Source organism: Streptomyces sp. NPDC029139 (assembly GCF_055564335.1).
This window is the reverse complement of record NZ_JBVHWN010000008.1, coordinates 218,819-239,131: the sequence shown is the minus strand read 5'-3', so window position 1 is coordinate 239,131 and position 20,313 is coordinate 218,819. Positions and strand designations below refer to the sequence as shown.

15 protein-coding genes and 2 pseudogenes are annotated in these 20,313 nt (G+C 73.0%); 6 read left to right on the top strand and 11 right to left on the bottom strand.

Features of this window, described 5'->3' with window-relative positions:
- Window positions 1-11: 11 nt before the first annotated feature.
- From ACZ4VW_RS20325 to ACZ4VW_RS20290, 8 genes are all read right to left on the bottom strand, one after another.
- On the bottom strand, window positions 12-1,220 hold the full coding sequence (locus tag ACZ4VW_RS20325) for a Gfo/Idh/MocA family protein (RefSeq protein ID WP_467964225.1): 1,209 nt from the start codon (window positions 1,218-1,220) through the stop codon (window positions 12-14).
- 47 nt (window positions 1,221-1,267) lie between these two features.
- Window positions 1,268-2,314 carry a substrate-binding domain-containing protein gene (locus ACZ4VW_RS20320; RefSeq protein ID WP_467964223.1) on the bottom strand — a complete coding sequence of 349 codons (1,047 nt, stop codon included), beginning with the start codon at window positions 2,312-2,314 and terminating at the stop codon, window positions 1,268-1,270.
- Between the two features lie 54 nt (window positions 2,315-2,368).
- Complete coding sequence (locus ACZ4VW_RS20315; protein ID WP_467964221.1) at window positions 2,369-3,376, bottom strand: ABC transporter permease; 1,008 nt, start codon at window positions 3,374-3,376, stop codon at window positions 2,369-2,371.
- Window positions 3,373-4,893 (bottom strand): sugar ABC transporter ATP-binding protein, encoded by a 1,521-nt coding sequence (locus ACZ4VW_RS20310; RefSeq protein WP_467964217.1) that lies wholly within the window; start codon window positions 4,891-4,893, stop codon window positions 3,373-3,375. The genes ACZ4VW_RS20315 and ACZ4VW_RS20310 overlap by 4 nt, the downstream gene beginning before the upstream one ends.
- A gap of 131 nt (window positions 4,894-5,024) precedes the next feature.
- Window positions 5,025-6,206: an ROK family transcriptional regulator gene (locus ACZ4VW_RS20305; RefSeq protein ID WP_467964215.1), complete on the bottom strand. Its 1,182-nt coding sequence runs from the start codon at window positions 6,204-6,206 to the stop codon at window positions 5,025-5,027.
- A 180-nt stretch (window positions 6,207-6,386) separates the two neighbouring features.
- On the bottom strand, window positions 6,387-7,031 hold the full coding sequence (locus ACZ4VW_RS20300) for a class F sortase (RefSeq protein WP_467964213.1): 645 nt from the start codon (window positions 7,029-7,031) through the stop codon (window positions 6,387-6,389).
- A 108-nt stretch (window positions 7,032-7,139) separates the two neighbouring features.
- Entirely contained in the window at window positions 7,140-7,769 is a 630-nt protein-coding gene (locus tag ACZ4VW_RS20295; protein WP_467964211.1) for a hypothetical protein, read from the bottom strand.
- A gap of 173 nt (window positions 7,770-7,942) precedes the next feature.
- On the bottom strand, window positions 7,943-8,890 hold the full coding sequence (locus ACZ4VW_RS20290; protein ID WP_467964209.1) for a beta-ketoacyl-ACP synthase III: 948 nt from the start codon (window positions 8,888-8,890) through the stop codon (window positions 7,943-7,945).
- Window positions 8,891-9,174: 284 nt separating this feature from the next.
- Between ACZ4VW_RS20290 and fdhD the strand changes: the two genes are divergently transcribed.
- Window positions 9,175-10,023, top strand: coding sequence for a formate dehydrogenase accessory sulfurtransferase FdhD (gene fdhD / locus ACZ4VW_RS20285; protein ID WP_467964207.1), 849 nt, complete (start codon window positions 9,175-9,177; stop codon window positions 10,021-10,023).
- A gap of 66 nt (window positions 10,024-10,089) precedes the next feature.
- Here fdhD and ACZ4VW_RS20280 read toward each other — a convergent pair whose 3' ends face one another.
- The 3 genes from ACZ4VW_RS20280 to ACZ4VW_RS20270 all read right to left on the bottom strand — a co-directional run bounded on the left by ACZ4VW_RS20280 (window position 10,090) and on the right by ACZ4VW_RS20270 (window position 12,333).
- Complete coding sequence (locus ACZ4VW_RS20280; RefSeq protein ID WP_467964205.1) at window positions 10,090-10,473, bottom strand: (2Fe-2S) ferredoxin domain-containing protein; 384 nt, start codon at window positions 10,471-10,473, stop codon at window positions 10,090-10,092.
- Complete coding sequence (locus ACZ4VW_RS20275; RefSeq protein WP_467964203.1) at window positions 10,470-10,991, bottom strand: isochorismatase family protein; 522 nt, start codon at window positions 10,989-10,991, stop codon at window positions 10,470-10,472. Before ACZ4VW_RS20275 ends, ACZ4VW_RS20280 begins: the two co-directional genes overlap by 4 nt.
- A 301-nt stretch (window positions 10,992-11,292) precedes the next feature.
- Window positions 11,293-12,333, bottom strand: a complete 1,041-nt coding sequence (locus ACZ4VW_RS20270; protein ID WP_467964201.1) for a bile acid:sodium symporter family protein — start codon at window positions 12,331-12,333, stop codon at window positions 11,293-11,295.
- A 173-nt stretch (window positions 12,334-12,506) separates the two neighbouring features.
- On the opposite strand from ACZ4VW_RS20270, the pseudogene ACZ4VW_RS20265 reads away from it, so the two are divergent.
- From ACZ4VW_RS20265 to ACZ4VW_RS20245, 5 genes and pseudogenes are all read left to right on the top strand, one after another.
- Window positions 12,507-13,374: pseudogene (locus ACZ4VW_RS20265) on the top strand (LysR substrate-binding domain-containing protein).
- Between the two features lie 395 nt (window positions 13,375-13,769).
- On the top strand, window positions 13,770-15,605 hold the full coding sequence (locus ACZ4VW_RS20260; protein ID WP_467964199.1) for an AMP-dependent synthetase/ligase: 1,836 nt from the start codon (window positions 13,770-13,772) through the stop codon (window positions 15,603-15,605).
- A gap of 180 nt (window positions 15,606-15,785) precedes the next feature.
- Window positions 15,786-17,045, top strand: a complete 1,260-nt coding sequence (locus ACZ4VW_RS20255) for an ABC transporter substrate-binding protein (protein ID WP_467964197.1) — start codon at window positions 15,786-15,788, stop codon at window positions 17,043-17,045.
- Window positions 17,046-17,055: 10 nt separating this feature from the next.
- The gene (locus ACZ4VW_RS20250) at window positions 17,056-19,779 is read left to right on the top strand and encodes an ABC transporter permease subunit (protein WP_467964195.1); all 2,724 of its coding nucleotides are present in this window, start codon (window positions 17,056-17,058) and stop codon (window positions 19,777-19,779) included.
- Between the two features lie 32 nt (window positions 19,780-19,811).
- Window positions 19,812-20,261 (top strand): annotated as a pseudogene (locus ACZ4VW_RS20245) (ATP-binding cassette domain-containing protein); the annotation flags it as partial.
- Window positions 20,262-20,313: the final 52 nt, after the last annotated feature.

The following is a 20,313-nucleotide window of genomic DNA, read 5'->3' as shown; positions in this document are numbered from 1 at the left end:
TCGCGGTCCTCCTACAACGGTACGGGGGTGTAGACGGCGTTCTTCTGCGCGCTCTCCTCCACCGCGGCCAGCACCCGCTGCACCTGGAGCCCGTCGGCGAAGGACGGCGCGGGGGCGGATCCGGTCGCGACGGCGAGGACCAGGTCGCGGGCCTGGTGGACGAAGGTGTGCTCGTACCCGAGCGCGTGGCCGGGCGGCCACCAGCCCTCCAGGTACGGATGGTCCGGCTCGGTCACCAGGATGCGGCGGAACCCCGCGGAGGCGGCCGGCTCGGTGTGGTCGTGGAAGGAGAGTTCGTTGAGCCGCTCCAGGTCGAAGGCGAGCGAGCCCTTCTCTCCGTTGATCTCCAACCGCAGGGCGTTCTTGCGGCCGGCGGCCATCCGCGTCGCCTCGAAGGAGGCGAGCGCCCCGGAGGCGAGCCGTCCGGTGAACAGCGCGGCGTCGTCCACCGTCACCGCCCCGTACGTCCCGCCGGAGGCGGCCCCGGAGAGCCCGGCCGACACCCCCGCGAGCAGCGGCCGCTCGCGTACGAAGGTCTCCGTGAGCGCCGAGACGCCGACCAGGAGCTCGCCCGCCAGGTACTGGGCGAGGTCGACGGCGTGCGCCCCGAGGTCCCCGAGGGCCCCCGATCCCGCGTGCTCGCGCTCCAGGCGCCAGGTCAGCGGGAAACCGGGGTCGACGAGCCAGTCCTGCAGATAGGTGACCCGTACGTGCCGGAGCGCGCCGAGCCTGCCGTCCGCGACGAGCCGGCGGGCGTACGCGATCGCCGGCACCCGCCGGTAGTTGAAGCCGACCATGGCGACCTGGCCGCGGGTGGCCGCCGCCGCCGCGGCGGCCACCATGGCCTCGGCCTCGGCGACCGAGTTGGCGAGGGGCTTCTCGCACAGGACGTGCTTGCCCGCCTCCAGGGCGGCGACGGCGATCTCCGCATGGCTGTCGCCCGGGGTGCAGACGTCCACGAGCTGGACGTCGTCGCGGGCGACGAGGGCACGCCAGTCGGTCTCCGCGGCCGCCCAGCCGTGCCGCGCGGCGGCGGCCCGGACGGCGCTCGCGTCGCGGCCGGCGACGGCGGCGAGGACCGGCCGCATCGGGAGGTCGAAGACACGTCCCGCGGTGCGCCACCCCTGGGAGTGGGCGGCGCCCATGAACGCGTACCCGACCATGCCGATGCCGAGTGTCGGCGGCGTGGCCTCGCCGGCCTCGCTGTCCCTCTGTTCCATACGGATTCCTCCTCGTCGGTTGCGCGGTGGGGGCGGCCGGAGGCCGGTCAGCTGAAGCCGGTGGGCAGGTACTCGTCGACGTTCTCCTTCGTCACGACGGCCGAGTAGAGGGTGATGGAGGCCGGGATCTCCAGCTCGGCCATGCCGCCGACGCCCTTCTTCTGGCCGAGGGCGCGGGCCAGGTCGATGGCGGAGGCGGCCATGGTCGGCGGGTAGAGGACGGTGGCCTTGAGGACGCTGTCGTCGGCCTTGATGGCGTCCATGGCGGACTTGGCGCCGGCGCCTCCGACCATGAGGAAGTCCTTGCGGCCGGCCTGGGCGATGGCGCGCAGGGCGCCCACTCCCTGGTCGTCGTCGTGGTTCCACAGCGCGTCGAACTTCGGCTGCGCCTGGAGGAGTTGGGCCATCTTGGCCTGGCCGGACTCGACGGTGAAGTCGGCTGCCTGGCGGGCCACCTTGCGGATGTTGGGGTAGTTCTTGAGGGCGTCGTCGAAGCCCTGGGTGCGCTGCTTGGTCAGCTCCAGGCTGTCCAGGCCGGCGAGTTCGATGACCGTGGCGTCGGGCTTGTCCTTGAGCTTCTCGCCGATGTAGCGGCCGGCGTTGAGGCCCATGCCGTAGTTGTCGCCGCCGATCCAGCAGCGGTAGGCCTGCGGGGAGGCGAAGATGCGGTCCAGGTTGATGACGGGGATGCCGGCCTTCATGGCCTGGAGGCCGACCTGGGTGAGCGCCTTGCCGTCGGCCGGCAGGATGACGAGGACGTCGACCTTCTTGTTGATGAGGGTCTGGATCTGGCCGATCTGGGTGGCGGTGTCGTTGGAGCCCTCGGTGATCTCCAGGGTGACTTCGGAGTACTTCTTCGCGCGCTCCTTGGCGTTCTGGTTGATGGCGTTGAGCCAGCCGTGGTCGGCCTGCGGGCCGGCGAAGCCGATGGTGACGGGGGTGCCGGGCTTGTCGTCGGCGGCCGGGACGTTGCTCGCGGCCGGGCCTGTGTTCCCGGCGTTCCTCGGCTCGTTGCTGGTGCAGGCGGTGAGCAGCGCTCCGGCGGAGACGGCCGCGGTGCCGAACAGCAGTCCTCTGCGGCTGGTTTCTGGCATGGCGATGGATCCCTTCGGGGGTGAGGGAGATACGGGGGCGTTACGGGGTGGGGGTCAGGCCTCGCCGTGGCGGGCGGTCCGGCGCTGGACCAGGACGGCGGCGACGATGATCGCGCCCTTGGCGATCTGCTGGACGTCGCTCTGCAGGTTGTTGAGCGCGAAGATGTTGGTGATCGTGGTGAAGACGAGGACGCCGAGGACGGAGCCGACGATGGTGCCGCGGCCGCCGGTGAGCAGGGTGCCGCCGATGATCGCCGCGGCGATGGCGTCGAGCTCGTACAGGTTGCCGTTGGTGTTCTGGCCGGATCCGGACAGGATGATCAGCAGGAAGGCCGCGATGCCGCAGCACAGTCCGGAGAGCAGGTAGAGGTAGAGGCGCTGGCGCCGTACGTCGATGCCGGCGAGGCGGGCGGCTTCCGCGTTGCCGCCGACGGCGACGGTGCGGCGGCCGAAGGTGGTCCGGTTGAGGACGAGCCAGCCGATGACGGTGACGGCGGCGAAGACGAGCACCAGTGGCGGGATGCCGAGGAGATAGGCGTCGGGGACGCCGAGGTCGAGGACGGAGTCGACGGTCACGATCTGTGTGCGGCCGTCGGTGATCTGCAGGGCGAGTCCGCGGGCCGAGGCGAGCATGGCGAGGGTCGCGATGAACGGCACCAGCCCGCCGTACGCGATGAGCAGGCCGTTCACAAATCCGCAGCTCAACCCGACGACGACGGCCGTGAAGAGGATGCCGGCGAAACCGTACTCCTGGGTGGCGAGCGTGGTGGCCCACACCGAGGCGAGGGCGACGATCGCGCCGACGGAGAGGTCGATGCCGCCGCTGGTGATGACGAAGGTCATGCCGACGGTGACGACCCCGATCACCGAGGCCTGGGTGAGGACGAGCTGGAGGTTGGAGGTGGCGAGGAACTCGTCGGGCTTGGTGAAGCCGCCGACCGCGATCAGGACGGCGAGCACTCCGAGCAGCGAGAGGTTGCGGACATCGGCCCGCAGACCGAGTGGCCGCCGGCCGCCCTCCCGCACAGGCGCCTTGGTGTTCTTGGCGGTGGACAGCGTCATGACGTGGGGCTCCCTTCCATCACGAGGTCGAGTACGCGGTGTTCGTCGAGCTCGCGGGCGGGTGCCGTGTGGACGACACGGCCCTCCTTGAGCACCAGGACGCGGTCTGCGAGGCCCAGGACCTCGGGCACCTCGCTGGACACGAGGAGGACGGCGAGGCCGTCGTCGGCGAGGCGGCGGATGACGGCGTAGAGCTCTGCGCGGGCTCCGACGTCGACACCCCGGGTGGGCTCGTCGAGCAGCAGGACGCGGCAGCCGCGCAGCAGCCACCGCGCGAGCACGGCCTTCTGCTGGTTTCCGCCGGAGAGGGTACGGATCCGGGCGTCGGGATTGTCGGGCCGGAGGGAGAGCTCCCGGGTGGCGGCCCGGGCGGCCTCGCGCTCGGCGTGACGGTCGATCCAGCCGGCGCGCGAGAAGCGGGCGAGCGTGGAGACGGACACGTTCCGGGTGACGGACTCCAGCATCAGCAGACCCTGGGCCTTGCGTTCCTCTGGGGCGAGGCCGAGCCCGGCGCGGACGGCGTCCCGGACGCTGCCGGGGCGCAGGGCGCGGCCGTCGACGACGACCCGCCCGGCGGTGGCCTTCCGGGCGCCGTAGATCGTCTCCAGGATCTCGGAGCGGCCGGAGCCGACGAGGCCGGCGAGTCCGACGATCTCGCCGGGCCGCAGTTCGAGGTCGACGGCGTCGAACTCACCCTCCCTGGCGAGTCCCCGGACCTGGAGGACGGGTGCGGCGGCCGGGGGCCCGGCCGGGCGCGGCGGGAAGACGTACTCGACGTCGCGGCCGGTCATCAGGGCGACGATGTCCCGGGTGGGGGTCGAGGCGGCGGGCAGCCCGCCGGCCACGGCGCGGCCGTCCTTGAGGACGGTGACCCGGTCACCGATGCGGCGGATCTCCTCCAAGCGGTGGGAGATGTAGACGACCGCCACGCCGTCCGCGGTGAGGTCGGCGACGATACGGAACAGGTTGTCGACCTCGTCCGGGTCGAGGGCCGCCGACGGCTCGTCCATGACGATGAGACGGACGTCGTGCGAGAGGGCGCGGGCCATCGAGACGATCTGCCGCTGCGCGGCGGACAGTTCGCCGACGAGGCGGGCCGGGTCGATCTCGGGATGGCCGAGCCGTTCGAGGAGCGCGGACGTGGAGGTCCTGGCGGCCCGGCCCCGGACGACGAAGCCCGCCGTGGTGGGTTCGTGGCCGAGGTGGACGTTCTCGGCGACGGAGAGCCCTTCGACGAGGTCGAGTTCCTGGTAGATGGTGGCGATGCCGAGGCGCATCGCGGCGATCGGGGAGCGCAGCTGGACGGGTTCGCCGCGCCAGGTGATCCGGCCGCCGTCGGGCTGGTGGGCGCCGGCGAGGACCTTGATGAGGGTGGACTTGCCGGCGCCGTTCTGGCCGAGGAGGCAGTGGACCTCGCCGGGGGCGACCTCGAGGTCGACGCCGTCGAGGGCGCGGACGCCGGGGAAGGACTTGGTGATGGCGGACATGGTGAGCAGGGGCGGGTGTTCCTGTGGCATGACGGAGATCCCCTCGGCGGGTGCGGGGCATGCTGACGCTGAGGTGGTGACGACCGGTGCGGGCCGGTGGGTGGTGCGTGTTTCCCCTACCGCCTCGGCGGTACGGGTGGTGACGGACCACCGGTGACGGGCTACGCCGGGGAGAAGAGGTGGTCGCTGATGAGGCGGGCCGCGCCGATGACTCCGGCTGCCTGGCCCAACTCGCCGAGCACGATGGGGAGGTTGCCGGTGGCCAGCGGCAGTGACTGGCGGTAGACCTGGGTGCGGACACTGGCGAGGAGGTTGTGACCGAGGCCGGTGACCCCGCCGCCGATCACCACCAGACCGGGATTGAAGAAGCTGACGAGTCCGGCGATGACCTGCCCGACCCGGTTGCCGCCCTCGCGGATGAGGGCGAGGGCGGTGGCGTCGCCCGCAGCGGCCGCGGCGGCGACGTCGACCGCCGTGAGCCGGCCGGCCGCCGCGAGGCGTCCGGCGAGCTCGTCCGACCTGCCTCCGCGCGCCGCGTCCTCGGCGTCGCGGGCCAGGGCGGCGCCGCTGAAGTGGGCCTCCAGGCAGCCCCTGTTGCCGCACGCGCAGGCGCGGCCGTCCGGTTCCACCTGGATGTGGCCGATGTCGCCGGCGCTGCCCGTCGTACCGCGGTAGACGTCACCGCCGACGACGATGCCGCAGCCGATGCCGGTACCGATCTTGACGCAGAGGAAGTCGCCGACCGAGCGGGCGACGCCCGCGTGCTGCTCCCCCATGGCCATCAGGTTCACGTCGTTGTCGACCATGACCGGGCAGCCGAGGTCCTGGCTGAGCGCCTCCCGTACGGGGAAGCCGTCCCAGCCGGGCATGATCGGGGGTGCGACCGGGATGCCCTCGGGGAAGCGGACCGGGCCGGGGACGCCGATCCCGGCCCCGTCGAAGCCCTCGGCGAGCCCGGAGGCCCGCAGTTTGGCCGCCATCGCGAGGGCCTGCTCGAAGACCGCGACCGGGCCTTCGCGGACGTCCATCGGGTGGTTGAGATGCCCGAGCACTTCCAACTCGGCGTTGGTGACGGCCACGTCGATGGAGGTGGCGCCGATGTCGACGCCGAGGAAGCGGAGTTCGGGGGCGAGCCTGATGTTGTGCGAACGCCGGCCGCCGCGGGAGGCGGCGAGGCCGTCCGCGACGACGAGACCGGTCTCGAGGAGCCGGTCGACCTCGACGGCGAGCTTCGAGCGGGAGAGATCGATCTGATCGCCCAGCTGCGCACGGGAGTTGGGCCCACCGTCGCGCAGCAGCCGGAGCAGACGCGCCTGGTGCGCGTTGGCAGGTCGTGCCGTCATGCGTCTCACGCGCCCCTCCCCTGGTGCCGTACGTCGGTCTCTCCGGCGGAGTCTCCGTCCGGGCTTTCGAGGGGAACGTAGCAGGGGTGTCCGGGGGTGGGAAGAAGTCGCGTAAGAATCCATGCAGACTTTTTCCCGAGTGAGGACAAAGCCTGGTGGGCCGCGTGCGGGGGCCGGGGGTCAGCGCACGTCGACCAGGCGGGCGGAGACGACGACGTTGCCGTCGTACCCCCGCTGCCGCGAGAAGCCACCCCCGCAGGTGAGGACGCGCAGCTCGGGCAGAGCGCGGTCCTTGTAGACCCGTTCGGCCGGGAAGTCGTCCTTCGGAACGACCTCGACGCCGTACACGGAGAAGACCGCCGTCCTGCCGTCCTCGCGGGCGATCTCGACGCGGTGGCCCTTCCGCAGCGCGCCGAGGCCGAAGAAGACGGCCCGCCCGTCCGGGGTGTCGACGTGGCCGACGACGACGGCGGTGCCCCGCTCGCCGGGGGTGACGGCGCCGGTGAACCAGCCGGCGACGTTCGGCTCGCGCGCGGGCGGCGTGGCGATCCACCCGTGGGGGTCGAGGCCGACGCGCGTGACGGGGGCGTCGACCCCGACGGCCGGGATGCGGACGCGCTCGGGGCGGGAGGCGGACAGCGGATCGGGCGCGGTCTCGCGGACGACTGCGGCGGCGCGGTCCGGGGCCGCTGCCGGGACCGGCTGCGGGGGCTCTCCGGTCCGCCATTCCTCCGTACCGCCTCGCACCAGATGGACGCCGACGAGCAGGACGACGATGACGACGCCCCACGCGCCGCGCCCGGACGTCCCGCTCGACCCCTGCACGATGTGCGCTCCCGGTTCCCGCTGTACGCGATGGCGCCCGTACGTGCGCCTGTACGTGATGGCGCTCCTCCGCCCCGGACCTCGTCACCCCAGGGCGGAGGAGCCGATTCAGGCGCGGTCGTCCGCGCGGCGGCGGCGCAGCAGCAGGACGCCGCCCGCGCCGAGCGCACCCGCGATGAGGACGGTTCCGGTGACGGCCTCGGTGGCGCCCATGGCGTCGGCCCCGCCGCCGAAACCGCCCTGGACGCCTTTGTGCGCGCCGATGCCGGGGGTGGTGTGGCCACCTGTCTCGTGGCCGCCGGCGCCACCTCCGCCGGTCTCGTGGCCGCCGGTGATGGTGAGCGGCGCGGTGCCCTTCTCGCCCTTGCACTCGAACGTCACCTGGTACTCGGCGCCGGCCTTCGCGTCGGCGTCGACCTTCGCGGTGCCCGGGTGGCCGTCCTTGAGGGTGACGGTGTCGAAGACTCCGGAGGTGACGGTGACGGCGGGCGCCGCGCAGCCGTCGGCCTTCAGTGTGACCGTGCCACCGGGGGCGACCGTCTCCGGAGAGACCGAGAAGCCGAACGACGTGATGGTGTGAGCGGCGCCGTCACCGGCGCCCTCGGCCACGCCCGCGCCCTCGCCCCACGCGTCGCCCTCGCCCCAGGGGTCGTCGTCGCCCGCGGCGGCCGTCGGCGCGGCCAGGCAGAGGGCGGCGGTGGCGAGCAGGGCCGTGGCGGCACCACGTATCGCGCGCATGGCGGTCGGTCCTCCCGGTCGGGCGAGGGAGACGTCCCTCGACCCGTCCGAAGCTAGGACGGCCCCCGGGCCCTCGCCACCGGGCTCCACCGAACGGGTCAGCCCTGGCTGTGTTGCCGGCGCGTCGGGCGGGTGTGCTCGGTGTGGGCGCGCGTGATCGTTCGCAGCACGGCCTAGGGGACGCGTACGACCTGTCCGGCGTACGAGAGGTTGCCGCCGAAGCCGAAGAGAAGCGTCGGGGCGCCGGAGGGCAGTTCGCCGCGCTCGACCAGTTTGGCCAGTGCCAGCGGGATCGAGGCGGCCGAGGTGTTTCCGGACTCGACGACGTCGCGGGCGACGATCGCGTTCACCGCGCCGATCTTCGCGGCGAGCGGCTCGATGATCCGCAGGTTGGCCTGATGCAGCACCACACCCGCCAGGTCCTCCGGCGCGAGCCCCGACCGCTCGCATGCCTGGCGGGCGAGAGCGGGCAGCCGCTGGGTGGCCCAGCGGTAGACGGACTGACCCTCCTGCGCGAAGCGCGGCGGGGTTCCCTCGATACGGACGGCGTGGCCCATCTCCGGGACCGAGCCCCACAGCACCGGCCCGATGCCGGGCTCGACGCCCTCCCCCACGGCCTCGACGACCGCCGCGCCCGCGCCGTCGCCGACGAGTACGCAGGTCGTACGGTCGGTCCAGTCCGTCACCTCGGTCATCTTGTCGGCGCCGATGACCAGGGCGCGGCGGGCGCCGCCGGCGCGGATCGCGTGGTCCGCGGTGGCGAGCGCGTGGGTGAAACCGGCGCAGACCACGTTGAGGTCCATGGTGGCGGGCGAGGTCATCCCGAGCCGGGCGGCGACGCGCGCCGCGGTGTTGGGCGAGCGGTCGATCGCCGTGGAGGTCGCGACGAGGACCAGGTCGATGTCGTCGGGGCCGAGGCCCGCGGCGGCGAGGGCCTTGCCCGCGGCGTGTGCGGCGAGTTCGTCGACCGGCTCGTCCGGGCCGGCCATGTGGCGCGTCCGGATCCCGACCCGGCTGCTGATCCACTCGTCGCTGGTGTCGACGAGGGCGGCCAGGTCGTGGTTGGTGAGTACCTTGGCGGGCTGGTAGTGCCCGAGCGCGGCGATACGAGTGCCCGTCATGCCCGGGACCCCCTTGGGTTCATGTGGCGCGTGTGGTGCGGAAGCAGGAACCACCCAGTCTCGCCAGCGACTGGTGGGTAACCGGGCACGTAACCCACCAAGATTCGCCCGAAGGTGTTGGGAGACCATGACAACCCGGGACGACCGGGGGCGAGGCGCGGACGGAGACGACGACGGTCCGCGCGTACGCGGAGTGGGCTGCGAGCTCACCCCGCACGTGCAGGACAATGAGATCGTCGAGGCCGCTTCGGCTTCCAGCACGTACAGAATCGGGTGTAGCGATCATGGGACGGGTGACGGAGCGGCGACGGGTCCTGCGGATCCGCGGGGAGGCCGTGAACGAGCGGCCGGACACCCTGGTGGCCGAGGAGCCGCTGGAGATCCGGCTCAACGGCAAGCCGCTCGCGATCACGATGCGCACGCCCGGGGACGACTTCGCGCTCGCCGCCGGGTTCCTCGTCAGCGAGGGGGTGCTCGGCGCCGCCTCCGACGTACGGAACATCGTGTACTGCGCGGGCGCCACGGACGACGGCACGAACACCTACAACGTGGTGGACGTGCAGCTGGCGCCCGGTGTCCCCGTCCCGGACATCACCCTGGAGCGGAACGTCTACACGACCTCGTCGTGCGGGCTGTGCGGCAAGGCCAGCCTGGACGCCGTGCGGACCACGGCCCGCTTCCCGATCGCGGACACTCCCCCGGTCCGGCTCACGCCCGGGCTGCTCGCCCGCCTGCCCGACCGGCTGAGGGCCGCGCAGCGGGTCTTCGACCGGACCGGCGGGCTGCACGCGGCGGCGCTCTTCTCGGAGGACGGCGAGCTGCTCGACGTACGGGAGGACGTGGGCCGCCACAACGCCGTGGACAAACTGGTGGGCCGGGCCCTGACCGAGGGGCGGCTGCCGCTGGAGCGGGCGGTGCTGCTGGTCTCGGGCCGGGCCTCGTTCGAGCTGGCGCAGAAGGCGGTGATGGCGGGCATCCCGGTGCTCGCCGCGGTCTCCGCGCCGTCCTCGCTGGCCGTGGACCTGGCCGTGGAGACGGGCCTGACGCTGGTGGGGTTCCTCCGCGGGCCGGACATGAACGTGTACGCGGGCGAGCACCGGATCGCCCTCGGGGCCCCGGCCTCCCGGATCTGACCGGGGCCGCCCGCCGCACGGCTCGGGCCGGCGGCCGGGGGATCGCCCCTGCGCCGGCCGGTTCCCCTAGTTCTTCGGGGGGTCGATCATCTGGAGGGTGAGGGTGGCCGGGGGTTCGGCGATGCCCGGGCCGCCCGCGGCCGTCCAGGCGAGGATGTCGTCGAGGCAGTCGTCGTCCACGGTGAAACCGATCCACGCGGCCCGGCCGCCGCGCCTGCGGCCCTCGGTCGAGGGCTGGACCACGACGACGTTCGCCTGGGCGCAGGGGCCGAGGCAGTCGCTCGTACGGACGGACAGCCGGCCGCCGGAGGCCGCGGCGGCCGCGCGGAGGCGGGCGAGCTGTCCGGCGTGGTCGATGCCGGGGTTCTTGCGGGCGTCGCCGCAGCAGCAGCCCCGGCACACGACGAGGGAGCAGGGGCGGGCGCCGTAACGTATCGGGACGGGCGTCACGCCGGCCCTACCAGGCTGATCTCGGAGACGGCCGCGACCGTACCGAGGCGCGGGAAGTCGAGCGTCACGGAGGCGTGGTGCTCGTCGGCGGTGAAGGCGCTCATGGCGTCCTCGGCGAAGACGGGCTCGTAGCCGAGGTCGCAGGCGGCGCGGGCGGTGGACTCGACGCCGAGGTTCGTGGCGATGCCGGCGAACACGACGGTGGTGACGGAGTGCCCGGCGAGAAACTCGTGGAGTCCGGTGTCATGGAAGCCGCCGATGGTCCGCTTGACGACGACGTGGTCGCCCGCGTGGACGAGGGAGGGGACCAGCTCGCTGCCGGGCGGCTGGGACGCGACGTTCGGCCGCTCCACCCTGATGTGGACGACGGGCGCGCCGGCGGCCCTGAAGGTCTCGGCGAGCCGGGTCGCGGCGACGACGACGTCGGTTCCTGGGCGGGGTGCGAGGGGCAGCGCGACGATGCGTTCCATCAGGTCGACGAGGACGAGCGCGGTGCGGCCGGGATCGAGTGCGGGCATGGGAGCACCGTAGCGGGCCTTGTGATCTTCACGGCGGGGGTGGGGATGTGATCCCGCCAACGAGCGGAGGCGGACGCGCGGCCGACACGGGCCGGGCCGGGCAGCGGGGGTCAGCCGACCGGGCCACGGCCGCGCAGCCGGGGTCAGCTGACCTGACCCTGGCCGCGCAGCGGGCGGTGAGCCGCCCCGGCCCGAGCCGCGCAGCGGGCGGGGAGCCGACGGGGCCCGGGCCGGGCGGCCACCGACGCAGGACGGGGCAGCAGGCACGCGGCGGGCGGCGATCCCCCGGTCAGCTGTCGGGTCAGCCGCGGGCCGGCAGCCGCTCGGCCGGGGCCGGAGCGGTCGGCGCGTTCGCCCGGTCGTCCGGCTCCGTGTCCCGCGCGCGGCGCTTCGCGAGGACCGCGCAGACCATCAGCTGCATCTGGTGGAAGAGCATCAGCGGCAGCACGGCGAGCGATGCCTGCGCCCCGAACAGCACGCTCGCCATGGGCAGCCCCGCCGCCAGGCTCTTCTTCGAGCCGGCGAACTGGATGGCGATCCGGTCCGCCCGGCCGAAGCCGAGCCGCTTCGCCCCGTACCAGCTCAGCGCGAGCATCACCGCGAGCAGGACGGCCTCCACGGCGAGCAGGAGCCCCAGCCGCGCCGGGGTGACCTGGTGCCAGATGCCGGCGACCATGCCGTGGCTGAAGGCCGTGTACACGACGAGCAGGATCGAGCCCCGGTCGACGTACCCGAGCACCTTCCTGTTCCGGGCCAGGAACGCCCCGACCCAGCGGCGCAGCAGCTGGCCCGCCAGGAACGGCACCAGAAGCTGGAGCCCGATCTTCAGCAGCGCGTCGGCGGAGAAACCGCCCGCACCGCCCCCGATCAGGACGGCCGCGAGCAGCGGGGTGAGAACGATCCCGGCGAGGGAGGAGAAGGAGCCCGCGCAGATCGCGGCGGGTACGTTGCCGCGCGCGATCGAGGTGAAGGCGATCGAGGACTGGATCGTGGAGGGCACCAGGCAGAGGAAGAGGAGTCCGCTCTGGAGGGAGGGGGTGAGAACGGCCGGTACCAGCCCCTTCGTCGCGAGCCCGAGGAGCGGGAAGACCAGGAAGGTGCAGGCCAGGACGGTGAGGTGGAGCCGCCAGTGCGTGAGGCCGTCGAGCGCCTCGCGGGTGGAGAGCCGGGCCCCGTAGAGGAAGAACAGCAGGGCGATCGCCGCCGTCGAGGCCCCGTCGGCGACCGTGGCGGCGGCGCCGGACGCGGGGAGGAGAGCCGCGAGACCGACCGTGCCGAGCAGCGCCAGGATGTACGGGTCGATCGGCAGCCAGGACGGCAGGAGGGTCGTACGGCGGCTCATGTGCTCCACTGCTCTGCGCGCTCGGGGTCGGGGTCGAGACGGGATCGGGGTCGGGTCCGGGTCCGGGGCGGGGTCGGTTCCTCCCCATCCTGCTCCGCCGCGCGCACATCGGGAATCCCGTACAGCGCTCTCACTGTCATCACGATGCATGATGACCCTACTAGTCTGGGAGCGTGTACGAGCCCTCGCAGCTCCGGACCTTTCTCGCGGTCGCCCAGACGCTGAGCTTCACGCAGGCCGCGCGCCGGCTGGGGGTGCGCCAGTCCACCGTGAGCCAGCACGTACGGCGTCTGGAGGACGCGACCGAGCGTCCGCTGTTCACCCGGGACACCCACGCCGTGGAGTTGACGGAGGACGGCGAGGCGATGCTCGGATTCGCCCGGACGATCCTGCAGGCCCACGAGCGGGCCGCCGCCTTCTTCACCGGGACCCGGCTGCGCGGGCGGTTGCGCTTCGGCGCCTCGGAGGACTTCGTCGTAACCCGGCTGCCCGAGATCCTGGAGTCGTTCCGGCGCGAGCACCCCGAGGTGGATCTGGAACTGACGGTCGAGCTGTCGGGGACGCTGAACGCCCGGCTGGAGGCGGGACGCCTCGATCTCAGTCCTCGCGAAGCGGCGCGCCGAGGAGAGCGGCGGCGAGCTGGTCTGGCAGGACTCGCTGATCTGGATCGGTGCCCCGCGGCTGCGTCTGGACCCGGACCGGCCGGTTCCGCTGATCGTCTTCCCGCCGCCCGGCATCACCCGGGCCCGGGCGCTGGAGGCCCTGGAGGCGCAGGGGCGGGCGTGGCGGATCGCCTGTACGAGCAGCAGCCTGAGCGCCAACATCGCGGCGGCCCGTGCCGGGCTCGGCGTCATGGCCCATACCCGTGGACTGGTGCCGCCCGGCCTCGCCCGGCTCCCGGCCCGGGCGGACCTGCCCGACCTGGGCGAGGTCGACTTCGTGCTGCGCAAAGGCCGACGGCGCGGGCCCTCCCAGGAGGCGGCCGACGCCCTGGCGTCGGCGATCCTGGCGGGCGGCGACCGGCTGCACCGACCCAGTTGACACCCCACGCCCCGGCGCGCTGACACCACACAACCGGCCCGCACGCCCCGGCGCCGTACAACCGGGTCCGGCCCCGTACCCCGGCCCGCCCTCCCCGACATCGCGCGCCGCGCCCGCCCCGGCGCCGTACGACCGGTCAGGCCCCCCGCGCCCCCGCACCGCCGGCTTCCGCCCGGATCGTGAGCGGCCGGTACAGATTCCGTGGAGATTCCGGACCACCCTGCTTACTCGCCAGTCAGTAACGACGCGCGAGCGTCCGGCACTTCGCCGCTCCCCCTCCCCTGACCTGTGCGAACGACCGATGTCCCGGCTTGGTGAAGGCCCTCCCACCCGCCGGTCGGGTGGGGTACCGTCACCCGCGCCGTACGGAGCGCGACAACGAGCGTGCGAGGAGCATGTCATTGCGGGAGTTCACCGTGCCGCCCGTCGAGGCGGCGCCTCAGGTCGGCGGTCTGGCGGACGCCGTGTTCGACCACGCCGCGCGGACGCCCGACCGGGTCACGCTCGGCCGTAAGGACGCCGACGGGCAGTGGCAGGACGTGACGTCGGCGCAGTTCCGGGACGAGGTGCTGGCGGTCGCTAAGGGGCTGATCGCGCACGGCGTACGGTTCGGCGACCGGGTCGCCATCATGGCCAGAACCCGCTACGAATGGACGCTGTTCGACTTCGCGTTGTGGACGCTGGGCGCGCAGTCGGTGCCGATCTACCCCACCTCCTCCGCCGACCAGGTCTACTGGATGCTGCACGACGCCGAGGTCACCGCCTGCGTGGTCGAGCACGAGGACCACGCCATGACGATCGGTTCGGTGATCGACCGGCTGCCGCGGCTCCAGCGCCTGTGGCAGCTGGACTCGGGCGAGGGCGCGGTCGCGGAACTGGTCGCGGCGGGCGCGGAGATCGACGAGGACGTGGTGCAGCGCCATCGGCGGGCCGTCACGCCCGAGTCCGTGGCGACGATCATCTACACCTCGGGGACGACGGGCCGCCCCAAGGGCTGCGTCATCACGCACTCCCACTTCATGTTCGAGACGGCCATGCTGACCGGCCGGTGGGAGCCGGTCTTCCACTCCAAGCCGGGCGACGAAGCGTCCACGCTGCTCTTCCTCCCGCTGGCCCATGTCTTCGGGCGGATGGTGGAGGTGGCGGCGATCCAGACCGGGGTGAAGCTCGGGCACCAGCCGGCGCTCGCGGCGTCCGCGCTGCTGCCGGACCTCGCCAGCTTCCGGCCGACGTTCATCCTGGCCGTGCCCTACGTCTTCGAGAAGGTCTTCCACGCGGCCCGCCGGAAGGCGGAGAGCGCGGGCAGGCTGGGGCCCTTCGACAAGGCGGTCGAGGTGGCGGTCAAGTACGCCGAGGCGATGGAGCACAGGGCCTTCGGACTCGGCCCGGGGCCGTCGGCGGCGCTGCGCATGCAGCACCAGTTCTTCGAGAAGGTCGTGTATGCCAAGGTGCGCGACGCCATGGGCGGGCGGGTCCGGCACGCGATGTCGGGCGGCTCGGGCATGGACCGGCGGCTCGGGCTCTTCTTCGAGGGCGCCGGGGTGACGGTGTTCGAGGGGTACGGCCTCACGGAGTCCTCGGCGGCGGCGACGGCGAACCCGCCGGAGCGCACCAAGTACGGAACGGTCGGGCAGCCGATCCCGGGCACGACCGTGCACATCGCCGAGGACGGGGAGGTCTGGCTGCACGGTGGCCAGATATTCTCCGGATACCTCAACAACCCGCAGGCCACCGCCGCCGTCCTCAACGACGGCTGGCTGGCCACCGGCGATCTGGGAATGCTCGACGAGCACGGCTATCTGACGATCACCGGGCGCAAGAAGGAGATCCTGGTGACCTCGGGCGGCAAGAGCGTGTCGCCGGCCGGTCTGGAGGAGCGGGTACGGGCGCATCCGCTGATCGCGCAGTGCATCGTGGTGGGCAACGACCGGCCGTACATCGCCGCTCTGGTGACGATGGACCAGGAGGCGGTGGAGCACTGGCTGGCGATGCAGGGGCGGCCGCCGCTGCCGCCGGCGGAGCTGGTGCGGGACCCGAGCCTGGAGATGGAGATCCGGCGGGCCGTGGTGGCGGCCAACACCCTGGTCTCGCAGGCCGAGTCCATCCGGACCTTCCGGATCCTGGCCCATCCGTTCAGCGAGGAGCACGGGCTGCTCACGCCCTCGCTCAAGCTGAAGCGGAAGGCGATCGAGAAGGCGTACGCGGCGGAGGTCGAGGCGCTGTACGGATGATCCCGGACGGCGCGACGGCTCGTCCGGGCCGGCGCAACGTCTGATCACGGGCCGGCGCAACGGTCGCTTCGGGCGGCGGTCAACCGGATCTGACACCCCATCAATTGACGCTGTATCAGTTATTGACGGTTCATCAGGCCGGTCACAGAATGCGGTCACCCGACGGAGGGACGACCGACCGTGTTGCGACCGATCCACACCCTCGCCGCCGCCACAGCGGCCCTGCTCCTCGTCTCCGCCTGCAACTCGGCTTCCACCGGAGGGGCTTCGGAGAAGCCCGGCGGCTCCGTACGCGGAGTCACCGCCGACGCGATCAAGGTCGGCGGCATCGTCTCCATGACGACCGCGAGCGGCTACTCCAAGAAGGACACCGATCTCGGCGCCAAGGCGCGCTACGACCGGGCCAACGCCGAGGGCGGCGTGAACGGACGCAGGATCGACTACCTGGGCGCCGAGGACGACGGCCAGGACCCGGCGAAGAACCTGGCGGCGGCCCGCAAGCTCGTCCAGCAGGACAAGGTCTTCGCCGTCTCCCCCATGAGCTCAGTCACCTTCGCCGGAGCCGACTTCCTCGACGGCCAGAAGGTGCCCACCGTCGGCTGGGGCACCCTCCCGTCGTTCTGCGGCCCGCGGTACATCTACGGATTCAACGGCTGCCTCGTCCCCACCCCGGGCGGCACCCTCAACCAGACCTGGCCGGAGGGCCTCGCCACGGTCCTCGGCGGCGCGCGGGGCAAGTCGGTCGCGCTGATCGCCGGCGACAACGACGCCGGCAAGTTCGGCATCCGCACCTTCACCCAGGGCTTCAAGGCCGCCGGCTTCCAGGTCGCGTACGCCAGGGCTGCCGTTCCCGCGACCTCGATGCCCAGCGACTGGTCGGCATACACCAAGGAGATCCTCCGCTCGGGCCCCGGCGGCGGGGCGCCCGACGCCGTCGTCTCCGTGATGCAGACCCCGTACAACATCGGCCTGTTCACGGCGCTCAAGCGTGCGGGGTACAAGGGGGTGATCTCGGACCCGACGGACTACGACCCCGGGCTGCTCGCGAAGGACGCGACCCGTCAGGCGCTGGACGGGGTGCACGTGCTGCTGCAGTTCCAGCCGTTCGAGGCGGACAGCCCCGCGATGCGGCAGTTCAAGGCGGACATCAAGAAGGCGGCGGGCGGCCGGGACGTACCGCTCAACATGCACATGATGACGGGCTACATGTCGGCCGACCTCTTCCTCGCCATTGCCGCGAGGGTCGGCAAGGATCTGACCACCGAGTCCTTCCAGCAGGCGGCACAGGGCTTCTCCGACACCGGGACCCTCGTCGGCGACCGGGCCGAGCCCAAGGGACAGAAGGAGAGCTTCGGCTGCGGCGCCCTCGTCCGGCTGACGAACGGCCGCTACGAGGTGGCGGTGCCCTTCAGGTGCTACCCGCCGATCCCCTTCGGATAGGCGCGTCGTCGTGGGTGACCTGCTGGGCTTCGTCCTGAGCGGTCTGGTCTCGGGGGCGCTCTACGCGCTGCTCGCGACCGGGCTCGTGCTCTCGTACTCCGCCTCCGGGCTCTTCAACTTCGCGCACGGCGCCACCGCCTATCTCTGCGCGCTGGCGTTCTACGAGCTCCACTCGGGCTTCGGCTGGCCCGCCGTGCCGACGGCCCTGCTGCTCGTGTGCCTCGTTGCGCCCGTGCTCGGGTGGGGCCTGGACCGGCTGATGTTCCGCAAGCTGGCCCGGGTCGGCGAGACGGCGCAGATCGTGGCCACGATCGGCCTGCTGGTCGCGCTTCCGGCGGCCGGGCTATGGCTGGTCGAGCTCCTGGAGCGGGCGGGCGCCCCGGTCCAGCCGGCCGAGAACCAGTTCGGGCTGCCGGGCGTCGGGCCGAGCCCTGCGGTGTCATGGCAGCCCCTCGACGGTGTCGGCATCGACTCCGACCAGTTGATCACCTGGGTCGCGACGGCGCTCGTGGCGGCCGGTCTATGGGTGCTGATGCGGCACACCCGCCTCGGGCTGCGGCTGCGGGCGGCCGTCGACAACCGCTCGCTGACGGAGCTGCGGGGCATCAGCGCGGACCGGCTGTCCTCGGTCGCCTGGATGCTGTCGTCGGGTCTCGCCGGGCTCGCCGGGGTCCTCGCGACCCCGCTCCTCGGCCTTTCCGCCCACGACTACACGCTCTTCCTCTTCGTCTCCGCGACCGCGGCGGTGCTGGGCCGGTTCGTGTCGGTGCCGCTCGCGTTCGCGGGCGGGCTCGGGCTCGGGGTGCTGCAGAACCTGGTGGCGGGGTACGCGTCGTTCGCGGAGGACATCACCGGCTTCCGTACCGCGGTGCCGTTCCTGATCCTCTTCGGCGGCCTCGTCGTCCTGGCGCGGCGCCGGCGCGCGGCGGGGACGGCCGCCGCGGACCCGCCTCCGGTCGACTACCTCGCCGGCAAGGGCTGGGCGCACCGGTGGGGCGCGTGGGCCGTCGCGGGCGCGCTCCTCGCCACGACCTTCTACACGGTCACCACGCCGTTCTGGAGCGGCATCCTGGCGCAGGGCCTGGCCATCGGGCTGGTCTTCATGTCGTTCACCGTGGTCACGGGCCTCGGGGCGATGGTGTCGCTCGCCCAGGCGACGTTCGTGACCGGGGCGGCGCTGGTGGCGGGGCTGCTGATGAGCCGGGGCTGGCCCTTCGTGGCCGCGGCGGCGGTCGGCACGGCCGCGGCCGCTCTGCTCGGCGCGGTGGTCGCGCTGCCCGCGCTGCGGCTCGGCGGCCGGTCCCTGGCGCTGGCCACCCTGGCCCTGGCCTTCCTGGCGGACCAGGTGCTGTTCCAGGTGGGGTGGCTGCGCAACGGGGACACGGGGTGGGAGATCCCGCGGCCCGTCCTCGGCCCGGTGGACCTGGGCGACGACCGGGCGCTGGGGGTCGCGCTGGTGCTGCTGAGCGCGGCGGCCGTGTGGCTGCTGACCCTGCTGCGCGGCTCCCGGTGGGGCCGGGCCGTGCTCGCGGTCCGCTCGGCGCCGGAGGCAGCGGCGGCGTCCGGGGTGTCGGTGGTACGGACGAAGCTGCTGGTCTTCACCGTATCGGCGGGCCTCGCCGGCTTCGGGGGCGTGCTGTACGCCTCGTACAACACGCGGATCACGGCGACGGACTTCACGGCGATGACGGGCCTGGTGTGGCTGGCGGTGGTGGTCGCCGCGGGGGTACGGCGACCGCAGTTCGCGGTGGTGGCCGGGCTGGTCTTCGCGGTGGTCCCGCATCTGATGGCGACCTACGTGACGGAGTCCGCGCACCTGCCGGTGATCCTCTTCGGCCTGGCGGGCCTGGCCCTCGCGAATGACCCGGACGGGTACTGCGCGGCGTGGCCGTCCCGGCGCGCGGCGCGCCACGCCGCGAACCGGGCGCCCGCACCGGCCACCGTTCCCCCGCGCCTCCCCGCCCCGAAGCCGGCGGTCCCCGGAGCCCACGGGGAGCCGGACCGGGGGCAGGGCCCTCGCCGGCCGGGCGACGCGGCCCCCGCGCTCGAGGTGAGCGGGGTGCACGCCGGGTACGGAGGGGCGGTCGTGCTGCACGGGGTGGATCTCGTGGTGCGGGCCGGGGAGACGCTGGCGCTGCTCGGACCCAACGGGGCCGGCAAGTCCACCCTGTGCCGGGTGGCCGCGGGGCTCCTTCGGCCCGCCGAGGGGCTGGTACGCGTCCGGGGTGAGGACGCCGCCCGCGACACGGCCGTCGTCCGGGCCCGGCGCGGTGTGCGGCTCGCGCCCGAGGGGCGGGGGATCTTCGCGGGGCTCTCCATCGAGGAGAACCTGGCCCTGCAGCTGCCCTTGTCCGAGGACCGCGACGCCGTGTACGCGCGCTTCCCCGCGCTCGCGGCCCGTCGTTCCGTCGCCGCCGGCTCCCTCTCCGGCGGCGAGCAGCAGCTCCTCGCGCTCGCGCCGCTGCTGCAACGCCCGCCCGCCGTCCTCGTCGCCGACGAGCCCTCCCTCGGGCTCGCGCCCCGTGTCGTGGACGAGGTCTTCCGTGTCCTCACCGAGCTGCGGGCGAACGGCACGGCGCTGCTCCTGGTCGAGGAGAAGGCGGCGGACGCGCTCGGTATCGCCGACACCGTCGCGTACCTCTCGCAGGGCGAGATCGTCTGGACCGGGCCGCGCTCCGAGGTGGACCCGGACCGGCTCGCCGAGGCCTATCTGGGGACGGGAGTCCGCCGATGACACATGCCGTGCTCCGCGCGTTCGGGATCGGCGTCCGTTTCGGCGGCGTCCACGCCCTGCGCGACGTGACGATCTCCGTACGCCCCGGCGAGGTGTGCGGGCTCATCGGGCCGAACGGCGCCGGCAAGACCACGCTCTTCGACGTGCTGTCGGGGATCCGGCGGCCGGACGGCGGGAGCGTCACGTTCGCGGGCGAGGACATCACCCGCCGCTCCCCCGTGTGGCGGGCCCGCCACGGCATCCGCCGGACCTTCCAGCGCCATCAGCTCTTCGGTCAGTTGTCGGTGACCGACAACCTGGTGGTGGCCCAGGACTGGCGGCCGGGCGGCGGGCGTCACCACCGGGAGCGGGCCGCCGCCGTGCTCCATGAGTGCGGGCTCGACGCGCTCGCGGAGTCGTACGCGGGCGCGCTGCCCGTCGGGCAGGCCCGCATGGTGGAGCTCGCCCGGGCCCTCGCCGACCCTCCGCGTGTGCTCCTCCTCGACGAGCCGGCCTCCGGCACGACCGCCGAGGAGCGCCGTCGACTCGCCTCCG